The sequence below is a fragment of the Euryarchaeota archaeon genome, from assembly GCA_016207515.1.
Taxonomy (GTDB): Archaea; Thermoplasmatota; SW-10-69-26; order JACQPN01; family JACQPN01; genus JACQPN01.
Map to the genome: position 1 here is coordinate 40,179 of JACQPN010000010.1, position 16,920 is coordinate 57,098.

Annotated in this window: 15 protein-coding genes and 1 tRNA gene; 13 read left to right on the forward strand and 3 right to left on the reverse strand. The window is 65.1% G+C overall.

Going from position 1 to position 16,920, the window contains the following annotated elements; translation table 11 throughout:
* Positions 1-45: 45 nt before the first annotated feature.
* The 3 genes from HY556_04695 (at position 46) to HY556_04705 (ending at position 3,851) form a co-directional block, all read left to right on the forward strand.
* Positions 46-1,566, forward strand: a complete 1,521-nt coding sequence (locus HY556_04695; protein MBI4393085.1) for an exo-alpha-sialidase — start codon at positions 46-48, stop codon at positions 1,564-1,566.
* A 384-nt stretch (positions 1,567-1,950) separates the two neighbouring features.
* Positions 1,951-3,483 carry an amidohydrolase gene (locus tag HY556_04700; GenBank protein MBI4393086.1) on the forward strand — a complete coding sequence of 511 codons (1,533 nt, stop codon included), beginning with the start codon at positions 1,951-1,953 and terminating at the stop codon, positions 3,481-3,483.
* Between the two features lie 92 nt (positions 3,484-3,575).
* A complete protein-coding gene (locus tag HY556_04705) occupies positions 3,576-3,851 on the forward strand; it encodes a hypothetical protein (GenBank protein MBI4393087.1) in 276 nt (91 codons plus the stop codon).
* Positions 3,852-3,861: 10 nt separating this feature from the next.
* Here HY556_04705 and HY556_04710 read toward each other — a convergent pair whose 3' ends face one another.
* Positions 3,862-4,800 carry a transketolase family protein gene (locus tag HY556_04710; protein ID MBI4393088.1) on the reverse strand — a complete coding sequence of 313 codons (939 nt, stop codon included), beginning with the start codon at positions 4,798-4,800 and terminating at the stop codon, positions 3,862-3,864.
* Positions 4,797-5,645, reverse strand: coding sequence for a transketolase (locus HY556_04715; GenBank protein MBI4393089.1), 849 nt, complete (start codon positions 5,643-5,645; stop codon positions 4,797-4,799). Before HY556_04715 ends, HY556_04710 begins: the two co-directional genes overlap by 4 nt.
* A gap of 531 nt (positions 5,646-6,176) precedes the next feature.
* Between HY556_04715 and HY556_04720 the strand changes: the two genes are divergently transcribed.
* The 10 genes from HY556_04720 (at position 6,177) to HY556_04765 (ending at position 16,474) form a co-directional block, all read left to right on the forward strand.
* Positions 6,177-6,827 carry a helix-turn-helix domain-containing protein gene (locus HY556_04720; protein ID MBI4393090.1) on the forward strand — a complete coding sequence of 217 codons (651 nt, stop codon included), beginning with the start codon at positions 6,177-6,179 and terminating at the stop codon, positions 6,825-6,827.
* A gap of 110 nt (positions 6,828-6,937) precedes the next feature.
* Positions 6,938-7,279 carry a BlaI/MecI/CopY family transcriptional regulator gene (locus HY556_04725; protein MBI4393091.1) on the forward strand — a complete coding sequence of 114 codons (342 nt, stop codon included), beginning with the start codon at positions 6,938-6,940 and terminating at the stop codon, positions 7,277-7,279.
* Between the two features lie 64 nt (positions 7,280-7,343).
* A complete protein-coding gene (locus HY556_04730; protein MBI4393092.1) occupies positions 7,344-7,601 on the forward strand; it encodes a 4Fe-4S binding protein in 258 nt (85 codons plus the stop codon).
* 31 nt (positions 7,602-7,632) lie between these two features.
* Positions 7,633-8,739: a 2-oxoacid:acceptor oxidoreductase subunit alpha gene (locus HY556_04735; GenBank protein ID MBI4393093.1), complete on the forward strand. Its 1,107-nt coding sequence runs from the start codon at positions 7,633-7,635 to the stop codon at positions 8,737-8,739.
* Positions 8,736-9,584 (forward strand): 2-oxoacid:ferredoxin oxidoreductase subunit beta, encoded by an 849-nt coding sequence (locus tag HY556_04740; protein MBI4393094.1) that lies wholly within the window; start codon positions 8,736-8,738, stop codon positions 9,582-9,584. The genes HY556_04735 and HY556_04740 overlap by 4 nt, the downstream gene beginning before the upstream one ends.
* Entirely contained in the window at positions 9,581-10,120 is a 540-nt protein-coding gene (locus HY556_04745; protein MBI4393095.1) for a 2-oxoacid:acceptor oxidoreductase family protein, read from the forward strand. The genes HY556_04740 and HY556_04745 overlap by 4 nt, the downstream gene beginning before the upstream one ends.
* Complete coding sequence (locus tag HY556_04750) at positions 10,117-13,509, forward strand: hydrogenase iron-sulfur subunit (protein ID MBI4393096.1); 3,393 nt, start codon at positions 10,117-10,119, stop codon at positions 13,507-13,509. The genes HY556_04745 and HY556_04750 overlap by 4 nt, the downstream gene beginning before the upstream one ends.
* Positions 13,506-14,660 carry a (Fe-S)-binding protein gene (locus tag HY556_04755; protein ID MBI4393097.1) on the forward strand — a complete coding sequence of 385 codons (1,155 nt, stop codon included), beginning with the start codon at positions 13,506-13,508 and terminating at the stop codon, positions 14,658-14,660. Before HY556_04750 ends, HY556_04755 begins: the two co-directional genes overlap by 4 nt.
* The gene (locus HY556_04760) at positions 14,661-15,671 is read left to right on the forward strand and encodes an electron transfer flavoprotein subunit alpha/FixB family protein (GenBank protein MBI4393098.1); all 1,011 of its coding nucleotides are present in this window, start codon (positions 14,661-14,663) and stop codon (positions 15,669-15,671) included. It begins immediately after the preceding gene.
* Positions 15,668-16,474, forward strand: coding sequence for an electron transfer flavoprotein subunit beta/FixA family protein (locus tag HY556_04765; GenBank protein ID MBI4393099.1), 807 nt, complete (start codon positions 15,668-15,670; stop codon positions 16,472-16,474). Before HY556_04760 ends, HY556_04765 begins: the two co-directional genes overlap by 4 nt.
* A gap of 304 nt (positions 16,475-16,778) precedes the next feature.
* On the opposite strand, the gene HY556_04770 is transcribed toward HY556_04765, so the two are convergent.
* Positions 16,779-16,850 (reverse strand) — tRNA-Ala (locus tag HY556_04770).
* Positions 16,851-16,920: the final 70 nt, after the last annotated feature.

The window sequence follows — 16,920 nt, forward strand, 5'->3', positions numbered from 1 at the left end:
TCTTCGGATTACCCATTCGAGCATGGTTTCGCGCTAGGGCCACGCATGAAACTTCATGATGCCGCCCCCTCATCCCGATTGGATGGAGGCGTCACTGTGACGGGTCGCCGGGTGGTGTTGGCGCTCGTGTCGGGCTCCCTTCTCCTTGTTCCAGCATTAGCGTTAGGCCCGTCTGGCGAGTTCCAGACGCTGAATTGCGATCCCGCTTGCAACGTCGTCGCATTCAGTGGGCCCGCGAACGACGCGAGCATCGTCATCAATCCTGCGGATCCTCGAAACCTGATCGCGGCGGCAAAAGACTACTCGTTGACCACACCGTCGGGCCTGTGGTGCAGCTCGGTGCGCGTTTGGTCCGGGGTGTACACGTCCCTCGACGCAGGCGCCACGTGGACAAGCTCGTTCATCCCCGGCCACAACCTGACGGATCATCCGCTCTCGAACTACACGTGTTCGACCGATCCCGTGGTCGCCTTCGATTCCCAGGGCGCGGCATATTACTTCGCCCTCGGGGTGAACGGGTCGCAGGACTCCCCCGACCTTTTCGTCGCCAAGTCCATCGACAAAGGCTTGTCGTGGCGGTTCCTCTCGGTGGTGGACCAGTGCGCCGGACGACCCGCGGCCGCGGCCGACCGGGAGACGAACCGCGTGTACGTCGTGTGGGTCCACCTTTGCGAACCAGGTGCCACGGGAGCCATCACCAAGCCGGTGAGATTCGCTTATTCCGCGGACGGCGGCTCGTCGTGGCTGAAGACTGCTGCGATTTCGGGTTCGGCGATATCGGAAAACGAGGGACCCGCGGTCGCGACCGGGGCCCTCGGCCAGACGTACGTCGCGTGGAGGGACGTCCTCGCCGGCGCGATCCTCGTCGGCGTGACCAACAACCTTGGGCAATCCTTCGTCGTCACGATGGCGGCAGTATGCACGTGCCAAGGGGACGTGCATCTTCGGCCCGTGGGGCCATTGAAGCAACCCGATCGTGAGGACGAGGAGGACATCCTGCGCGGCTACCCATACGTCTCCATCCCGGCGATGGGCGTCGACCTTTCCGGCGGGCCAAATCACGGTAGCGTCTACATCGCGTACACGGATTTCAGCCAAGAGCGCGGGGAAGTGCGCGTCGTGTCGAGCAGGACCGGGGGTTTCGACTGGTCTCCCGCCGTCCCCGTGAACGACCAGATAGTGGTGTCGTCGAACGCCGCATCGTTTGCGCCCGTGGCGGACGAATTCATGCCGGCATTGGCCGTAGGCCCGGCGGGAGACGTCCACGTCGCCTACTACTCTACCCGCATGGGCTCCATGCAATCGATGCTCGACCATCTGCTTGGCGTTCCTTCCGGGGAGCCACTAGACGCCTACTACGCGCACAGCGAGGATGCCATCGTCTGGGATGCGAACGTCCGATTGTCGTCAGAATCCTTCGACCCGTACTTCTCATACCATCAGGACGGGTTCCGCTCCATCGGCGATCTCCTCGGCATCGCGGCAGGACCCGACAGCGCCCACGCCGTCTGGTCGGACACGAGGACCGGCACAACCGCCTTGATGACGGCCAAAGTAGAGCGATGACCATTCGGTGGGCGCAAGTGTTGACCGGTACGCGGTAGGAAAACGCGTTCTGTAAGGGTGGTCCGGCCAGATCGTCTTTGAAACCGCGGTGACACGGCACTGATTATCTTCCCCGATGGCCTAACGATGTCTGCCATCCAGACGGATGCGTTGGCGCGAGGACCGCCAGAAAGGCGCCGGCGCGAAGGACCCGAACAGCGCCGTGCAAAGAAGTAGATTGAGGAGGCCGACATCGGATCATCACCGACCACCCCTGGGGGAGCCCGCTCGGGTCCCCCGGGCCTCCCATCCGGGCGATAGGGGCCTTCGTGGAACCCAGCCATCTCTATGGGGAAAACATACTCACCACTTTTTCTATGCCCGCGCCGTTTCCGGGTGGAGAGAATGCCTTCCCAGCCTAGAGCCGACCTGATACTTTACAACGGGACCGTCTTCACGGTGGACGCGAAGGCGACGGAGGCGCAGGCGGTGGCCGTGGCAGACGGCCGCGTCATCGCCGTCGGAAAGGATCGGACGATCAAGGCGATGGCAGTCCCGAAGGCGAAGAGGATCGACCTCAAAGGCAGGTTCCTTCTCCCGGGTTTCATCGACGCCCACACGCATCTTGCGAAATACGGCGTCCTCCTTTCCCAAGTGCCCCTTGGCCAAGCGCGTTCCGTAGAAGACGTGGTGCGTCGCCTCGCCGCCGCCTCGTGTAAGGCCCCGCCAGGTGATTGGGTCGTGGGATACGGATGGGACGAGACCAATTGGACTGTCGCCCGCTATCTCACGAGAGAAGACCTCGACAAGGCGAGCAGCACACACCCGATCCTCGCAAGCCGCGTTGACCGCCACATGGCAGCCGTCAATTCCACCGCGTTGCGGCGCCTGGCGCTTCCAGCGGGTCTTCACGGCGTCGAGGAGATGGCCGGAACGGCGACGGGTGTTCTCAAGGAGAGCGCATGGGACGCCGCGCGACGGTTGGTCGAACCGGAAGGAACGGATGCCGGCACGTTTCTTGACGCGGGCATCAAGGAGGCGGCTTCGCTCGGGGTAACGTCCGTCCACAACCTCGACTGCGCAAACGACCTCGCGGCGTACGGCGCCGCAGAGAACGCTTCGCGCATCCGAGCCTACCTCATGCACGGTGCGGCCCAGATGGAAGCGTTGACTTCGCTCGGCGTGACCCGCGGCGTCGGAAGCGAGTTCCTACGACTCGGGGGCGTCAAGTTCTACGTGGACGGAAGCATCGGAGCGAGGACCGCCGCATTGAGAAACGATTATGACGACGCGCCGGGGGTGCGAGGAGAACTGACCTACCGTTCCGACGAACTCGCGGAATGGTTCGCGAACTGCGACCGGGCCGGCCTCCAGATCGCGGCCCACGCGATAGGGGACGACGGGATCGAGCAGGCCCTCGACGCCTTTGACGATGCGGATGTATCGACGGAGGCTCGCCACCGGCTCGAGCATTTCGAGATGGCGAGCATCGAGCAGATGCGAAGAGCCGTCTCGATGGGGATACTCCTCTCCATGCAACCGAATTTCACGGGAGAATGGGGGAGACCTGGGGGCATGTACGAGCGGCGCGTCGGGAAACGCGCATCCACGATGAACGCGCTCCGTACAGCCGTGGATGAGGGCGCCACCCTCGCTTTCGGGAGCGATCACATGCCTTTCGGGCCGCTCTATGGTCTCCATTGGGCAGTGAACGCCCCGTTCGATTGCCAACGCATCTCGGTCGAGGAAGCGCTCCAGGCGTACACGATCGGCGGAGCGTTCGCGAGTTTCGAGGAGATGTCCAAGGGATCGATCGAACCCGGCAAGGCCGCAGATCTCGTTGTCCTTGGAAAGGACCCGCGCGACGAACCGGAAAACATCGACGCCATAACGGTCGAAATGACGGTCGTCGCTGGGGCCGTCACATTCAAGAGATAACCTGGTCGGTCGTCATTGTGCCGGGTGTTTTTTCGGCAGATCGGTTTCGGGCGCGGAAGGGTTTTATCATGGGGCCAAAAGATGCAGACTAGATGATGAGCCCACCCTCGAAGCTGCCGCGCAAGGTCACGCGGCAGGAGTTCAAGAGCCTCATCGTGAGCCTCCCGAAGGGACTCTGTGCCTACAAGATCCCCGAAGGGCTCAAGGTGGAACGATTGGAGGCGGAAGACCCCGTCGAAATAGCGATCGGCGACGTGAACGCGGAGAACCTCTGGTATTACGAAGAGACCGATGAAACGGACGCCCGCGGCGAATCTGTGCTGGCCCTACGCCGCTACCAGTGGGATCCCTTCGCCGGCATAATGTGATCGCCCGCGCCTATTTGCGGCGCGTCGCCAGCGCGGTCGCGCGCTTGGCAACCGCCTCCGGCGTGAAGCCGTGCTTCTCATACAGCCGGTCAGGCGAGCCGGTCTCTCCTAGCCCCTCGACGCCGACGAAGTCCACGTAAGTCGGGTGTTCCTTGGCGAGGACGCCGGTGACGGCGGCGTAGAGGCCACCGGGACCCTCGTCGGCCGCCACCACTATTCCTCTCGTCTCCCGTCCGGCCGCCAGGATAGCAGCCAGGTCGACCGGTTTCAGGGTGGACGCGTTGATCACGCGCGCCGAGATGTCCTTACCGACCAAGATGTCGGCCGCCTTTTCGCAGATCGCCACGAGCGCGCCATGCGCCATGAGTGTCACGTCGCCGCCTTCGCGGCGCGTCTCCCACTTGCCGAGGGTGAACCGGAACGAGGAATCGTGGATTATCGGGACAGGGTTACGTCCTACGCGCTGGTAAGTAGGGCTTCGAAGTCCCGCGAGGACCTGTGTTGCGGATTCCGCCTCCACCGAATCGGCGGGGGCGACCACCGAGAACCCATGAAGGCTCGTGAACACGGTCGTGTCCTCAAGGCACTGCGCGCTCTCGCCGTCTTCGCCCGTGTGCAGCCCGGCGTGCGTCCCCATGATGTGGACGCCGTAACCCGCCCGGGCAATCAATTGTCTTACCGGTGCGAGTCCGTGGTATGTCAGGAAACAGGCGAACGTGGCAGGATGCGCGTTCCACCCGGCCGAAGCAAGACCTGCCGAGGTCGCGAGCATGTCCGACTCCGCGATGCCGTGCTCTATGAAGCGGTCGGGGAAGGCCTCGCGGAACTTATCGTGGCGCGTCGAGCCCTTGAGTTCCGCGCTTTGCGCGATCAGTCGCTTGTCCGCCGCACCCGCTTTGATGAGGCCGCGTCCATACCCTGCCCGCGCGGGCTCCATCGCGACGCTCATCGGGACGCCCCCCTAAGCTTCGCGTCGGCTGCGTCGAGCTCCTTGAGCGCCGCAGCGAATTCTTCCTTGTTCGGGGCTGACCCGTGGAAGCGGGGATTGTTCTCCATGAATGAGATGCCTTTGCCTTTGATGGTCTTCGCGAGGATCGCATTCGGCGTCCCATCGCGCGCGGTCGCCCTTGCGATGGCAGAGCGCAGCGCCTTGAGATCGTGCCCGTCCACTGCCTCCACGTCCCAGCCGCAGGCCTTGAACTTGGCCTCAAGGTCCAACGATTTAGTCGTCTCGACCCAATCGTCGTTTTGGACCCGGTTCTGGTCCACGATCACTATGGTGTCGAGGCCGTGGTGCCTTGCCGTCTCAAGCCCCTCTTGGATGCTGCCCTCCTGCATCTCGCCGTCTCCGACGACGACGAACGTATGGTAATCAAGATCGCGTCCGTTGATATCCCGTTCGAACCGCCGCGCAAACTCGAGGCCGTTGCCGAAACTGACACCGAGACCGAGCGAGCCTGCGGGAAACTCCACGCCAGGCGTCTTCACCGTGGAGTGCCCGGGAAGCCCGCCGAGCGTCCGGTAGGTGGCGAGAGATTCGCGCGCGATGAAACCGAACTCCGCGAGAACGGCGTAGACCGCCGGAGACGCGTGGCCCTTGCTGATCACGATGCGGTCGCGCCCTTCCCAAGAGGGGTCGTTCGGGTCGTAGCGGGCGTCCGAGTAGAGCGCGAGGAGAATCTCGACGCATGAGAGGGATCCTCCGGGATGTCCCGATGCGGCCAGTGCCGTCATACGGACGATCTCGCGGCGGACCCGTACGGCTTTGGACTCTAGGCTCCCCCCTTCCGTCACGGCGATGAGCGGTATCTTCGGCCCTCCTTTTCATCGTTGGCAAAGTCCTAGGGGTATTTCAGCCCGTAAGGCAAGCTTCCATTGGACTCGCTTCGCCTCGTCCACTTGTGGCCGCTCCCATAGCGCGTGACGGTCGCTTTCGGGGTCTTCGATCACGGGGCGAGGTCATTTCAACCCAGACAGCGGTCCTTCAACGCGCGCACTCCGCGACGATGGCCCTCAATTCACGCTTTGCGACGAAAGGCTAGTCGTCACTTCCAGCAAACAAAACGGATCGCCCCACTCAAGCGCTCTTCGACCAATAGGGCCTGGTGTTCGTCCAAGCGCCCGACGAGGTCACCGTCCGTCAGAATCACGATTCCAAGGGGCGACGGGCTGCGAATCTCACGATGGCCTTCTCCCTTATGTAGTCCGGGGGGCGCCGGCGGCCGACAGCCCTCATGTGACACTGGGCACGGCCACCGGGGCCCGTTCGAGGTACTTACGCGTCCGGTCCTTCCCTGAAATAGTACGATGCAGGTACGACACCTGATGAGTCTGCTCTTGGTCGAGGTCCGGCTTCCGGCAGGCGGGTGTGGTCTCGCGAGGGCCACGCGGGAGGATCCGGACGTCGACGTGCAGCTCATCGATGCGATCCACCACGAGGGCGGCGCGTTCACGGAGATATTCCGGTTCTCCGGGACCGGCGCCTCGCGGCTCTTTGAGAAGGTGTCAAGCCTGGACGCTCCACAGGGTGCTCGCGTCATCGAGAGCGGCCCGTCCTCGCTCGTCTGCGGGCTCGTCCGCCGCTGTCGATGCGTCCGTAGTGCTCTCGCCGCGCAAGGGTGGTTCCCGTTGAGCGTGCGCCTCAAGGGGGGAAGCGAGTTCGTGAGCGTGGCGGTCGGCGGGCGGGAGGACGGAAGGCGGCTGCTTGCTTTCCTCAAGAAGAGGTACGAAGGCTTCGAGCTCGTCCGCGTCTCGCCGCTTTCGACGCTTTCGGCCGCCTCAAAGGCACCGAGGCCGACGGCCCTCACGCCGCGTCAAAGGGAGATCCTCCGCGCCGCGGTGTCGTCGGGATATTTCGAACCGGCTCGTGGTGCCTCCGGTTTGGAGATCGCCCGGAGCATGGGCATGGACAGGGGATCTTTCGCGAGGCAGTTACGGGCGGCGCTGCGCAACGTCGTGAAATCCGTCGCCGAGTGACTCTTCAAATAGGGTCCCCATTGTGGCAATCCAGCTTCATCCCCCCGCGAGCCCGTACGCCCGTCTAGAGAACCGTGACTTCCCAGTTGGGCCCGCTCGAATTAAAGCTCTTGGCATCGTTGCGATCCGTCGAACGCGCCACGGTCCGCGCCCTCGTCGAAGCCCTCAAGGAGCGCGGCGAACGAGTCACGTATGCGACGGCGAGCACTGTCCTCGGCAGGCTCCAGGCCCGCGGTTTCATCTCACGAGAAAAGGAGGAGCACCGCGGTTCGTTCCGCTACGTATATCGCTCGCTACACAAGGAGGAGGAGGCGCTCAGGGCCTTCGCAAGCGACGTCGATCCCCTCCTAGGCACGCTCGGCATACCGAACCTCTCCTGGCCTCCCAGGGAGGTGACCACTCTTGACGAGCACGGGGACGGGCGCGCCCGGAACTTTCGTCCCCGAGACTGAGTTCTTCCCACGGCCAAAACGACTGGCGCGTCCTTCGCGTGCCGCCCACGCTCCCCGCGCGCCAATGGACGCCGCACGACTTCGTCGACCGGCCGGTCTCGTCCACGTGGTGAGAGAGAGATGCAAGGAGTGCGGCTTCTGTTGGGACTTCTGTCCGCTCGACGTCCTTGAACAAGGCGACGCCTCCAACGAGAAAGGGTATCACTATCCCCGCGTGAAGGCCGGAAAGGAAGCGGCGTGCGTGAATTGCGGCATGTGCGCCGAGGTCTGTCCCGAGTTCGCGATCTTCAGCACCGAGAAGGAGGTCGAGACCCATGCCTGAGCAGAAGGCGGTGCTCACGGGGACGCATTTCATGAAGGGCGACGAGGCGGTCGTCGAAGGCGCCATCGCCGCCGGATGCCGTTTCTACGCCGGCTACCCCATAACCCCCTCGAGCGAGGTGGCCGAGCGGATGTCGAAGCGGATGCCGCGCGTCGGGGGAACGTACATCCAGATGGAAGACGAGATAGGGAGTCTTGCGGCCGTGCTCGGTGCTTCGTGCGCGGGGGCGAAGGCCATGACGGCAACCTCCGGGCCCGGCTTCTCCCTCATGCAGGAGAACCTCGGCCTTGCCATCATGATGGAGGCGCCGTGCGTCATCGTGGACGTACAACGGGGAGGGCCCTCCACCGGGCTCCCGACGCTCACCTCGCAGGGCGACATGCTCCAGGCGCGCTTCGGCAGTCACGGCGACTACGAGATCATCGCCTACTCGCCAAGCAGCGTCCAGGAGATGTTCGACCTCACGATCAAGGCCTTCAATGCGGCAGAGAAGTACCGCACGCCGGTCGTGCTCCTTGCCGACCAGGTGGTCGGTCAGATGACGAGCACGCTCATGGTGCCAGAGGAGGCCTCCATCCATCGCACGACACGCGCCACCCCGACGGTGGCTCCATCCTTGTACAAGCCCTTCGACGCGAGACACCTCGTCCCCCCGATGGCGTTGGCCGGCGGAGGTTTTCGCGTCCATATGACAGGCCTGACACACAACGAGCGAGGGGCCCCGGCGACCAATGCCGAGGCACAAGAGCAACTCGTGCGGCGCCTCGTGAGGAAGATCCGCGAGAACGCCTCCGAGATCGTCGAGGTGGAAGAGCGCTTCATGGAGGATGCCGAGGTGGCACTCGTCGTCTACGGATCCACCTTGGGTCCCGCTCTCGAAGCGGTGCGGCACGCACGCGCCGAAGGCATGCGAGTCGGGCTTCTTAGGCTCGTGACGCCATGGCCGTTTCCGCGCGAGGCCATCCAGAAGGTCTCGGCCACCTTGCGCGCCTTGGTCGTCGCCGAGGGGAACCTCGGTCAGATGGTCCATCCCGTCCGCGAGTATGCGAAGTGCCCCGTCATCCACCTCGGCATACCAGGAGGACGGATGCTACGCCCCGACGAGATCCTCCGCACGCTCAGGGGGGTGGCGGCCTGACGGAGGCGCAAGTGGCGACGCGGCACCCGAAAGACGATCTCCTTCGGGTCGCAAGACTTCCCCACATCTGGTGCCCCGGCTGCGGATTGGGAAACGTCCTGAGGTCCGTGGCGGAGGCAATCGGGGGGTCGAGGATACCCGTGGAGCGCCACGTCTGCGTCTCCGGCATCGGTTGCACGGGGCGTTCGGCCGGTTACCTCAACATCGATTCCTACCACACGACGCACGGGAGGCCCATCCCCTTTGCGACGGGCCTTAAACTGGCAAATCCCGCCCTTGAGGTGACCGTCATCTCCGGCGACGGCGATCTCACGACCATCGGGGGAAACCATCTCATCCACGCCGCCCGCCGCAACATCGACATCAACGTCGTCCTCGTGAACAACTTCAATTACGGAATGACGGGCGGCCAGTTCGGGGCCACCACCCCGCACGGGGCGAGGACCACGACGTCCGGGTACGGCAACTTCGAATATCCTTTCAACCTGCCCCTCCTCGTCGCGGCGGCGGGGGCGCCCTTCGTCTCGCGCTGGACCACGCTCCACGTGCGGCAGCTGCGGCGCGCCATCGAGGACGCTTTCGAGTTCGACGGGTTCACTTTCATCGAGGTCATCTCCCCTTGTCCTCCAGGCTTCGGGAAGAAGAACGGCTACGCCGACGCACTCTCGGAGATGAACCACTTCATGGAGCAGGCCGTCGTGGACAACGAGGCCGACCTTTGGGAACTCGATCTTTCCATGAGGGCTGACGAGCCGTTGATCGTCGGCGATTTCAGACGCGGCAAGCGGCCCTCCTACGGCGAGGCCCGAAGCGAGATACTCTCGAAATCGGGGGTAACGCGATGAGGACGGAGATACGCGTGGCGGGTTTTGGCGGTCAAGGAGTGATCACGATGGGGAAGATCCTCGGTCGGGCGGCGGCACTCCATGACGGCCGGCACGCTGCCCTGACGGAGGATTACGGACCTGAAAAGACCGGCGGCTGGAGCAGGGCGGACCTCGTGATAAGCGACGACGTCATCGGGTATCCTATCATCGAGAAGCCCGGCGTCTTCGTCGCTTTGTCCCAGGACGGGTTCGAGCGGTTCAGATCCTCCATGGACGAGGAGACGACGTTGATAATCGAATCGGAACTCGTGAAGCTCCCCGCGAGTTCGGAGCTCAGGGCCCACGCGATACCCGCGATGCGCAGCGCCTTGTCGCTTGGCAAGAAGGTGGTCGCGAACATCGTGATGATGGGAGCGGTCGTGGAGTTCACGCGCGCCGTCTCGCCCCAGGCCGTGCAAAAAGCCCTGGGCGAGAGCGTCCCAAAAGGGACAGAAGGGCTGAACGAACGGGCCTTCGAAGAGGGGCGGCTCCTTGCGCGGGAGGCGTCACCGTGACCGGGACGAAAGGCGACCGCGTGCTCATCATCGGGGCCGGCATCGCCGGGATACAGGCGGCGCTCGATCTGGCCCACGCGGGCGCCCCGGTGACTCTCGTCGAGCGGGGTTCCGCCATCGGCGGGCACATGGCTGCGCTCGACAAGAATTTCCCCACGCTCGACTGCTCCATATGCATCGAGGCGCCGAGGATAAGCGACGCCGTCCGGCACCACAACATCGAGGTCCTCACGCTCAGCGACGTCGTGGCCGTCTCCGGCTCTCCGGGGGACTTCCGCGTGGAGATCGTCAAGAGGGCGCGCTACGTGACCGACCAGTGCACGCGCTGCAACGAGTGCTCGCTCGTCTGCCCGCAGGCACGCCCCAACGGGTTCGACCGGGGCCTCTCGACGCGCAAGGCCATTTACACGCCGTTCCCGCAGGCGGAACCCGGTGCCTACGTCCTCGATCTTTCCTCATGCCTCAACGAGCCCCCGAACTACCTTCCATGCGGTCGTTGTTTGGACGCCTGCGCGCCCAAGTGCATCGATTTCTCCATGAAGCCGACGGAACTCCTCGAACGTCGCGCGTCTTCCGTGATCGTCGCGACGGGCTTCGACCTCCTCGAGGCGGGCGAGATCCCTGAGTACGGCTACGGATCGCACCCCGACGTCCTCACCGCGATGGAGTTCGAGCGGATGCTCAACGCGGCGGGGCCGACCTCAGGCGAGATCCTGAGGCCCTCGGACGAAAAGCCTCCGAAAAGCATCCTCTTCGTCCTGTGCGTCGGCTCGCGCGACGAGCGCTTCTGCCACTACTGCTCGCGGATCTGCTGCATGTACTCCGTCAAGGAGGCCCTCCAGGCAAAGGAGCACGGCGTGGCCGACGTCACAATCCTCTACATGGATCTTCGCGCGTACGGGAAGGGCTTCGACGATTTCGTCGAACGGACTCGATCCGAGGGCGTGCGCTTCGTCCGCGGACGTCCATCGAGCGTTGCCTCGGACGGGAAGACGGTCCGGGTGCGCTTCGAGGACACATCCGAGCGTAAGGTCCATGAAGAAGCCTTCGACATGGTCGTCCTCGCTCCCGCCGTCCTCCCGGCGCGCGGTACCAAGGAACTCGCCGGGGTGCTGGGAGTGGAGCTCGACAGCGACGGTTTTTTCCTCACGCCCGGGACCTCCGGCGACCTTCAACGGACGAGTCGGCCCGGGGTGTACGTGGCGGGCTGCGCGAGCGGGCCCAAGGACATCCCGGACACCGTCGCCGAGGCGGGGGGTGCCGCGGCCAAGGCGCTGGCGCACGTGGAAGGTCGCTACTGGCCCGAGGAAGAGAAGGTGGAGCCCATCGATGCCACGGGCGATGCCCGGGTGGGCGTCTTCGTCTGCGACTGCGGATCCAACATCGCGGGCACCATCCGTGTGCCCAAGCTCGTCGAGGACGTAATGAAAGTGCCCGGTGTCGCCCACTCCGAAGAGGTGATGTTCGCCTGCGCCGCGAAGACGCAAGGAGACATCGCGAAGACGATCCGCGACAAGGGCCTGAACCGCGCCGTGGTCGCGGCGTGCTCGCCAAAGACCCACGGCCCCACGTTCCAAGGCGCCTGCTCGAGGGCGGGGCTCAACCCGTTCCTCTTTGAGATGGCGAACCTCCGCAACCACGCGTCCTGGGTCCACAAGAAGGAGCCCGACCTTGCCACCGAGAAGGGGTCCGACCTTGTGCGCATGGCGGTGGAGAAGGCGAAACTGCTTCGACCGCTCACGGTGACCAGGCAGAAGGTGGAAAAGCGCGTCCTGGTCGTCGGCGGCGGGGTCGCCGGCATGAGCGCCGCGGAGGCGCTCGCCTCGCATGGCATCGAGACCCACCTCGTGGAAAAGGGGAGCGAGCTCGGTGGAAACGTCCGCCGCCTTTCGCACGTTTCCGGCATCGACGTTCCCGCTGCCGCATTCCTCATGGAGAAGGAGGCGACCCTGCGCCGGGCGGGCGCGAAGATCCACCTCAGGGATTCCGTCGAGGTGATAAGCGGTCACGTGGGGAACTTCCACGTGTCCCTCAAGAGCGGGGAGAGCCTCGACGTGGGTGCGGTCGTACTTGCCACAGGGGCCACCCCTGTCGATACGGATGCGCTGGGGCGCGGGACGGATCCTCGGGTACTCACGAACGTCGAGCTTGAGGCGCGCTCCGACCCCATCAGGGGGGAGCGCATCACCTTCCTTGGATGCGTGGGATCGCGCTCCGACGGGTCCGGATGTTCCCGGTACTGCTGCAGATCGATGGTCTCGCAAGCCACCCGGCTCCAAGAGGCCGGAAACAGCGTGCGCATCGTATCCAAGGACCTACGGACGTACGGGCGCCATGCCGAGGAGGCGCTTTCCAGGGCGGCCCGTTTGGGTGTCAAGTTCTTCCGCGTGTCATCCGACGGACCCATAGAGGCGGCCATCGGATGGCGCGACGGGGGCATCGCCTTCAACGACGCCCTCAGCGGGGCCGAGGTGCTCCTTCCGACCGATAAGTTAGTGCTCGCTGTCGGGCTTCGGTCCGCCGCGTCATCTCCCGCCGAGCAACTCAAAGTCGCCCTCGGGGAGGACGGCTTCCTCCTCGAAAGTCACCCGAAGCTCGGCCCCGTGGAGGCCGCCGTCGCGGGCGTCTTCTTGGCAGGCGCCTGCCAGGGCCCGAAGGACGCGGGCGAGGCGATGGCGCAGGGGCTCGCGGCCGCGGCGAAGGCCTCGGCCCTGCTCGGCCCCGGCGAGATCGAGCAGGAGCCGCTCAAGGCCGTCATCGACGCCGAGAAGTGCACGGGTTGCACGCTCTGCGCGCGCGTCTGCCCGCATGGCGCCATATCAGCCGAGCCCGGAAAGCCCGCGCGACTCATCGAAGCCGCATGCGCCGGGTGCGGGACCTGCGCGGCCGCTTGCCCCGCCGACGCGATCACCATGCCCTCTTTCACGGACGAACAGATACTGGCCCAGATCGACGCGGCCACGGAGAACGCCCCGCTCGAAAAGGTCGTGGTGTTCGCCTGCAACTGGTGCTCCTACGCGGGCGCAGACACCGCCGGCATCGCCAAGCTCCAATACCCGGCGTCCTCCAGGGTCATCCGGACGATGTGCTCGGGCCGTGTTTCCGAGAAGTTCATCCTCCGCGCCTTCGAGCGCAAGGCGGGAGCGGTCCTCGTCACCGGGTGCCATCCGGGCAGTTGCCACTACCTGACGGCGAACCTCGAGACGGAGAAACGCATGAAGCGATGGAAGTCGCGCCTCGCGGCCAAGGGCTACGACCCGGAGAGACTGGGCCTTGCCTGGATATCGGCCGCGGAGGGGAAGCTCTTTGCCGCGAAGATGGCGGAGTTCGACGGAAAGCTCCGCTCCTCCCCGGTCGCGGTGCCGACGCCGGGGGAGGCGTCGCGATGAACGGTTCCCTATCGGTCCTGGAGGTGGACGATGCCCTTTCCGAGCGGATGATGAGAGCGGCCTCCCACGCCCCGGCCGCATGCTTCCAGTGCGGGACCTGTGCCGCCACGTGTCCAGTCCTTTCCGGGGAGGGCCGTCGTGTCTCCGCCCGCATGATCCTCCGCCGGGCCCAACTGGGCGTTCCGGGAGGCGAGGATGACGGCCTCTGGGCCTGCACGGCGTGCCGGTCTTGCGAGGTACGCTGCCCCCGCGACGTCCACATCGTCGAGGCCGTGATGGGGATGCGCGGCGTGTCGCTTTCCGACGGCAAGGCCCCGCCAGAGTTCCATAGGCTTCTGTGGAGTACGCTCGAAGAAGGGAATCCAGGGAACCATCCGCGTTCCCGGCGCGCGGACTGGGCGAAGGGAAGCGGGCTGCCCGCACCCGGAGGCACGCACAAGCTCTTGCTCTACGCGGGCTGCGCCGCGGCATACGATGAGCGGATCCAGAGGACCGCCCGGGCCGCCGCGCGCCTTCTCGTCTCGAGCGGAGTCGACGTCGGGTGGCTCGGAGCCGCGGAGAAATGCTGCGGGGACGCGGTGCGCTCGACGGGCGAGCGCGGGCACCTCGAACGCCTCGTCGCCGCTAACGTCGCCGCGTTCAACGCGACGGGCGCAGAGCGCGTCGTGGCGCTATCGCCCCATTGCTTCGACATCATGAGGAACCTCTATCCGCGCTACGGGCTACGGGCAGAAGTCGTCCACTCCACGCAACTGTTCTCGGAGCTCGTTGATGCCGGACGGCTCGTCTCCCCACGACGCGTGGATGCGACGGTGGCCTATCATGATCCATGCTATCTTGGGCGCTACAACGGGGTATACGAGGAACCCCGCAAGATATTGGAATCGATCCCCGGCCTCAAGGTCGTCGAGATGAGGGACAGCAAGGACAGCGCGCTCTGCTGCGGTGGGGGCGGCGGCGGCATGTGGCGGCGCGAAGAGGGAGAACGTCTATCGGACAAGCGGCACGCCCAAGCGGCATCGACCGGCGCGGAGATCCTTGCGACCGCCTGTCCCTACTGCATCGAGAACTTCGAGGACGCCACCAAGAGGCTCGGGGGGCCGGCCGTCTTAGATGTCGTGGAGCTTCTTTCCCCTGCAGGAGGTGCCTGATTGGTCTCGGCGAAGGAAGGCGAATGGAAGGGCATCTGGGTGTTCATGGAACGCGCCGATCAAGGCTTGGCACGCGTGGGGCTCGAACTCCTCGGTCGCGGCCGCGCGCTCGCCGATGAGGTACATGAGGTACTTACGGCAGTGATACTTGGCGACGCGGTCGAGGCGCAGGCTTCGCTCGCCGCGACCCACGGGGCGGACCGCGTGATCGTCGTGGAGCATCCGCTTCTTCGCAATTACTCCACGGAGAGCCACGCGAAGGTCATGACGGAGCTTGTCTCCGCGAGGCGTCCCAACATCGTCCTATTCGGCGCCACGCCCGACGGCCGCGATCTTGCGGGGAGGCTCGCCGTGAGGCTTCGGACGGGACTCACCGCCAACGCCGTCCGGCTTGAGATCGACCGGGAAAAACGGATCCTTCTCGCCGGCGTCCCGGGCTTCGGCGGCAGCGTCGTCGCGATGATAAAGTGCGAAACGGGCCGCCCCCAACTCTCCACCGTACGGGCGGGGGTCTTTGCGCCTTGCGCTGCGGACGCGGAAAGACGTTTCGAGGTCGAGCGAGTGCGCGTCGATCTTACCGAGGCCGACGTCCCGGTGCGCCTCCTTGGAAGAGAATCCTTGGCGGCCGAGGACGTGGCGGCGGCGGAGCGGGTCGTTGTCGCGGGGTTGGGCGTCGCCGGAGACCTTCGTCCCGTCGAAAGGATCGCGCTCGCGATGGGTGCAAGTCTCGCGGTCACGAGGCCCCTCGTCGATGCGGGCGGGTTCGGGCGGGACCGACAGGTGGGGTCGACGGGGATCGCGTTGCGCGGAAAACTCGCGATCGTCGCCGGGGCGAGCGGCGCGAGCCACTTCGTCTCGGGACTGCGCGACGTCGGATTGGTCATCGCCATAAACAAGGACGCGTCCGCCCCGATCTTTGAGCATGCCGACCTCTGCCTCGTGGGGGATGCGGCCATGATCCTCTCCCTCGCCACGGATGAACTCGAACGGGTCGAGAAGGTGTCGGTTTGACGCTCGACGTCGTGGTCGCCGTCAAGGTCGTGCCCAAACCCGAAGAGGTCTCCTTCAACAAGGAGACGAAGACGTTGGACAGGGCGAAGGCCGAAAACGTCCTGAACCCTTCCGACAAGTGCGCCATCGAAGCCGCCCTGCGGCTGGCGCAACGGCACGGGGGCGATGTCTCTGTCGTCTCCATGGGCCCTCCGTTCGCGAAGGCCCAACTCGATCTGGCGATTGGCATGGGTGCGACGAGGGCGATACTCGCAAGCGACCGGCTTTTCGCCGGCTCGGACACCTACCCCACATCCCGGGTCCTCGCCGCCGCGATCCGGTTGACGGGTAAGTGGGACGTCGTCCTGTGTGGCGACGAGGCGGCGGACTCCGCGACGGGCCAAGTGCCGCAGGGGATAGCGGAATGGCTAGGGATCCCGCAGGTGACTTTTGCGGATCGGATCGATTATGAAGGCGGCCGGTTGGTGCTTCGGCGGCCGGTGGGGCGCACCATAGAGAGGGCAAGCGCGCCGGTCCCGGCGCTCGTCTCGCTCGTGGCGGGCGCGTATGAACCACGTTTTCCGGACTTCACCCGCGTAACGGGTTCGGAGAAGGAGAACACGGTCGAGGTCGTGGGTGCGGCTCAGCTGGGGCTAAGGGAAGAGGAGGTCGGGCTCAAGGGCTCCTTCACGACCGTCGCAGGGCTCGTCGAGGGAGAGGCCAAGGCGCGGCGGCGAAGGCTCGTAGAGGGCTCGATGGAAGAGAAGGCGCGCGCCGTAGCAGACGCGATAAGGGCATCCATGGGCCGGGCCCCGCGGACGTAGACGCCGGGCCGGCATCCATGTGAAACCCGTCCGTTCTTGAAATGGCCATCGTGGCAGAAGAAAGACAGGCCCCGTTGACGCCGGGTCAATGGCCGCCGACTCCGTGCATTCGCTTGGTAGATCGGCTGCCTCACTCATCGCCTTCGATGACGTCGCCTTCGGCTCCGTCATCTCGTCCACTGCTTGGGGACACTAGGGGACGCAGTGGAGTCGTCGGGATCTGATTCGGGTGACTCCCTCCGGTCGTCACCCTCTCAAATCCCGACTTCGTCCATTCGCGACCTCGCTCACGCTCGGTCGCTCATGGACTCGTCGGGATTTGAACCCGAGGCCTCTCCCATGCCAAGGGAGCGATCTACCGCTGATCTACGAGCCCAAATCGCGTGCGCGCGATTTGGGCTCGGAGACGAGATGACGAGGCGCCCGAGGGCGCCGAAGTCATCGAA

Coding starts and splice junctions, on each gene's coding strand:
- HY556_04755 (MBI4393097.1), top strand. CDS start 13,506: ATGAACGGTTCCCTATCGGTCCTGGAGGTGGACGATGCCCTTTCCGAG.
- HY556_04700 (MBI4393086.1), top strand. CDS start 1,951: ATGCCTTCCCAGCCTAGAGCCGACCTGATACTTTACAACGGGACCGTC.
- HY556_04730 (MBI4393092.1), top strand. CDS start 7,344: ATGGACGCCGCACGACTTCGTCGACCGGCCGGTCTCGTCCACGTGGTG.
- HY556_04705 (MBI4393087.1), top strand. CDS start 3,576: ATGATGAGCCCACCCTCGAAGCTGCCGCGCAAGGTCACGCGGCAGGAG.
- HY556_04720 (MBI4393090.1), top strand. CDS start 6,177: ATGAGTCTGCTCTTGGTCGAGGTCCGGCTTCCGGCAGGCGGGTGTGGT.
- HY556_04695 (MBI4393085.1), top strand. CDS start 46: ATGAAACTTCATGATGCCGCCCCCTCATCCCGATTGGATGGAGGCGTC.
- HY556_04745 (MBI4393095.1), top strand. CDS start 9,581: ATGAGGACGGAGATACGCGTGGCGGGTTTTGGCGGTCAAGGAGTGATC.
- HY556_04735 (MBI4393093.1), top strand. CDS start 7,633: ATGAAGGGCGACGAGGCGGTCGTCGAAGGCGCCATCGCCGCCGGATGC.
- HY556_04710 (MBI4393088.1), bottom strand. CDS start 4,800: ATGAGCGTCGCGATGGAGCCCGCGCGGGCAGGGTATGGACGCGGCCTC.